The sequence below is a fragment of the Moorena sp. SIO3B2 genome (assembly GCF_010692525.1).
Taxonomy (GTDB): domain Bacteria; phylum Cyanobacteriota; class Cyanobacteriia; order Cyanobacteriales; family Coleofasciculaceae; genus Moorena; species Moorena producens.
In genome coordinates, this window is sequence record NZ_JAAHHE010000104.1 from 1 (window position 1) to 3,705 (window position 3,705).

General features: G+C 42.4%; 4 protein-coding genes. 3 read left to right on the forward strand and 1 reads right to left on the reverse strand.

The annotated features are described in order from the left end of the window. The first annotated feature begins 66 nt into the window (after nt 1-66). The 3 genes from F6K38_RS20600 to F6K38_RS20605 all read left to right on the forward strand — a co-directional run bounded on the left by F6K38_RS20600 (nt 67) and on the right by F6K38_RS20605 (nt 2,014). Nucleotides 67-759 (forward strand): hypothetical protein, encoded by a 693-nt coding sequence (locus tag F6K38_RS20600; RefSeq protein ID WP_287357300.1) that lies wholly within the window; start codon nt 67-69, stop codon nt 757-759. A 253-nt stretch (nt 760-1,012) separates the two neighbouring features. Further along, complete coding sequence (locus tag F6K38_RS43455; protein WP_353737208.1) at nt 1,013-1,234, forward strand: cupin domain-containing protein; 222 nt, start codon at nt 1,013-1,015, stop codon at nt 1,232-1,234. Nucleotides 1,235-1,246: 12 nt separating this feature from the next. Then, nucleotides 1,247-2,014, forward strand: a complete 768-nt coding sequence (locus tag F6K38_RS20605) for an SDR family NAD(P)-dependent oxidoreductase (protein ID WP_287357302.1) — start codon at nt 1,247-1,249, stop codon at nt 2,012-2,014. A gap of 382 nt (nt 2,015-2,396) precedes the next feature. Here F6K38_RS20605 and F6K38_RS20610 read toward each other — a convergent pair. After that, the coding region (locus tag F6K38_RS20610) for a glycoside hydrolase family 10-like protein (RefSeq protein WP_287357304.1) at nt 2,397-3,705 on the reverse strand (1,309 nt) is incomplete at its 5' end.

The following is a 3,705-nucleotide window of genomic DNA, read 5'->3' on the forward strand; positions in this document are numbered from 1 at the left end:
TCCTCTCACCGCTAAATCTCGCGATTATAGCGGGAGTCTCCAGGAAGGCGAACAGATGAAGGCAATGTGGCAATTCTTCCAGGGGGTAGGCTTTCCTGGAATGCCCTCCTGTGTAAGGTCAATGGCACTGAAGCAGAGGAATTAGCTCAAGCAGGTGCTAAACCCTCTGCTAAGATTCTCGAAGAGATGAATTTCGTGGAAACTTGGCTCAAGGGTATCGGAGCAAAAGCTATTAAGCCAGCATCTGAGCTTTATATCCGCCATGCAGGCAATATTACTGGTGTGGTAGACCCTCTCTATGGATCCCAAATGCTCTTAGGTGGCACACCCAATTGGTCCGCTTTGGGAACCTTTGGCTATCATTTTGATGTGCGCGGGGGTATCGAAGGTCTTGGTAACAGAGCCTCTCAGAACGGGTTTAAAAGTGTAAGTTTTAGTAAGCCTATTTTCAACATTGGCATCCAGCATGCCCAAATTAAGGCAGTTCCTAATTTAGCCGTTGTCAGTCCTGGTTCTGGGTTTCAAGGGTTTGCTTCCTCCGCTGGTAGAATTGTCGAATTTAATGCTGGTGTTGGTCAGGCATTGGGGATAGCTGCCATTACTGCCCTTCTTTCTGGCAGAAACCTAAGTAATGTATCCAACTCTGAGGTCATAAAAGTACTTTTAACCACTAAGCAACTCCCTCGGGTCTATGGATATGCTAATAATAATGAAGCTAAGAAATTGAAGAATTTCGAGTCTTTATTAGTGCTGGTTTGAGAGACTTTTGATTAAGTAAATCTTAAGAAAGTAATTATTCGCTGACTATTGCTCGATTTATGATATAGCGTTTCTCATAGCTATGAGAAACGCTATAAAACATTTATGAGTGGGTGAAAATTCGCCTGAAAGCTTTGTGTGGTAAGGGTTTAAGTTTGGTTACCTTTGATAAGATTGAGCCAGTAATGGCCATCCCAATTGAACTTGACCAACGAAAAAATTAGGTTTCAAGACTTGGCGTACGCAAATAGGGGTGTTAATTAACCTGTCAATCGACCCAATTTTTAGAGATTTTTTCTATATACTTGAGGGCGAAGCATCTCTTGTAATTGATGGCACAATGCATCGTCTAAACAGGAGTGATAGCATATTACTTTATCCAGGAGCAGTACATCAAATTAGAAATGAATCTAGCGACGCTCTCAATTTATTAGTTGTTTCTTCACCAGAATGTTTTACTGACAAACCTTCTTAATTTGTGATTGTAATGAATCTTGAAAACTTAAAAATCACAGAAAAAACTTTCCTAGTAACAGGTGCGGGAACGGGAATCGGCTACTCCATCGCCGAATGCCTTATTTCTTCAGAAGCACGAGTTATCCTGCACTGCAATTCCCATGTTGAGTCAGCCAAAGAACTAGCATCCAATGCAAAACCCGATTGTGTCGTGATTCAAAAAGATTTATCCCAACCCCAAGCAGGACAAGAATTAGTGGAGGAAGTTCTTAATCTAGGATATGCCATTGATGGTGTTGTGAATAATGCCGCCATCATGACCGAACTCAGCTTGGATGATAATCCCTCAGTCTGGGAAGAGAAATGGCTCAAAACGCTTCAAGTTAACCTGGTTGCTGTTAGTTCCATCACCAGAAGGGCTATAGAACATTTTAAATCCAAAGGAGGAGGAATTATTGTTAACATCTCTAGTCGTGCAGCTCATCGAGGCGACACCCCAGAGTATATGCACTATGCAGCCTCCAAAGCAGCACTGAGTAATCTCACCAAAAGTATTGCTCGAAACTTCGCTGCGGATGGCATACTAGCCTATTCTATTTGTCCGGGCTTTGTTGATACCGAAATGGCTGCGGAATTTAGCCAAAACTATCCTCTCTCTCAGATTTTATCAGGTATTCCCCTACAGCGAATCGCCCAGCCAGAGGAAATTGCGGCAATGGTGGTTTTCCTCTTATCCGGACAAGTCCCCTCGGCAACTGGAACCAACATTGATATTAACGGAGCCTCATACGTCCGTTAAAGTGCATGGAAAAAGGATATGGATACAATAGTTCAATATATACTCCGACGACTAGACATCTCTGAAAAATAATTAAATTGTGGTAAACTAATATAAAATAGTGTTTATACCAACAGATTACTATACTCGAACATATCCAAAATCATCTTCAATAAATCCAGGGTAAGGTATGTTTGAAGTATGAGCGGCATTACTAATTTTATGGGTATGATTGTGTCCCATTACCCCCAATCCTGGGGGAGAAAAGTAAATTAAATTCCCCCCCGGTGCGCTTTCCGTAGGCGAATTAAATTCGCCACGGGTCGCACCGCAAAATTGGGGGATAATGGTGGAATTACCAAAATCAGACGATCGCGCATTCATACTTCAATTCAGCAACGCCTCAATTCGATTTCTTCCAATCCTCTATATCTGGTGCTTTCACAAACTCAGGAAACATGACCTCAAAACCCCTCTCACGCTCAGAAGCTGGTTCATCACTCATATTCAACAAGGTTTCATAAAAGAAAAACGACACACCAGCAAATCCCCGCAGTCGGACAGCATCCACTTGCCGCTGAATTTGTGATACCGGAACTAAGCGAGTTCTTAGACCACTTAAAATCCCAATTCCTACCGGAATATGACTCCGTGCTCTTTTGAGTTCTGTCTGGTCTAATTCCGAGATGAAAGTGCTGAAATTATCTCGATAAATCTGGACAATTAGTTCCTCTACCAAACCCCGTTGTTCCCAACTTGCCCAGTCAGCTAAAAAGAATTGATAAGAAAAACGCTGGGGATTGGGAGATAGGGAAATAATCACATCATTGTTACTGTCTTCAACACTGTCTTTAACTGCTCGAAACAGCTTGGTTAGGAAATCCGTAATTTTGTTTGCTCGCCAACGTACCCATTCCTGATCCTTTGGGTCAGTGGGAGGAGATTTACCTTGGTGTTCTTTTTTGTACAATTCTACTGTGAAGTCATCGTAACCAAAGGTCACTGGCAAGCCAAAGTGGTCATCGAATTGGATACCATCAACATCATAGTTGCTGACAATTTCGATAACTAAATCTTGAATAAATTGTTGTACCTCTGGTTTAAAAGGATTGAGCCAAACAATCTCTTGTAGTCTTTCATCCTCTGGCTCTAACCCTTTAGTGGTTTGAGTCTTGACCCCATCTTTAGTTTGGGTCAGCCAATCTGGGTGGCGTTTGGCTAATTCAGAATAAGAAGGTGCTTTGAAGCCAAATTCAAACCAGGGAATAACTCTCAAACCATTGTCATGTCCCACCTCGACAATCTCTTTGAGAACATCTCGTCCTCCCTGTACCCCCTTTTCTGGGTCAAATAAGTCTTTTTCTAACTCCGTCGATATTCGTGCTTCCAGTCCCACTACCCGTTTAGCTACTTGAGACGGATATAGTGTATAACCCCAATTCCACACTGTAGGATATACCGTGTTAAAGTTCAGCTCCTTCAGTTTTTCTAGGCTATCCGTTACTGCTGTCGTAGAAAAGAGTACCTGACTATCAATATTTGTCAGCCATACCCCTCTTAACTCCGCTTCAGTAGAACCAGGAGTTGGTGGCTCAACCTTAGCAATGTATTGATTAGGAATCAATCCAGTGGTTTGGGTAGCTTGGCACAAGAAAGCAGCTACCTCAGCTCGACTAGCTTGTTGGTTAGGTTTGAATTGCTTCACATTAGGG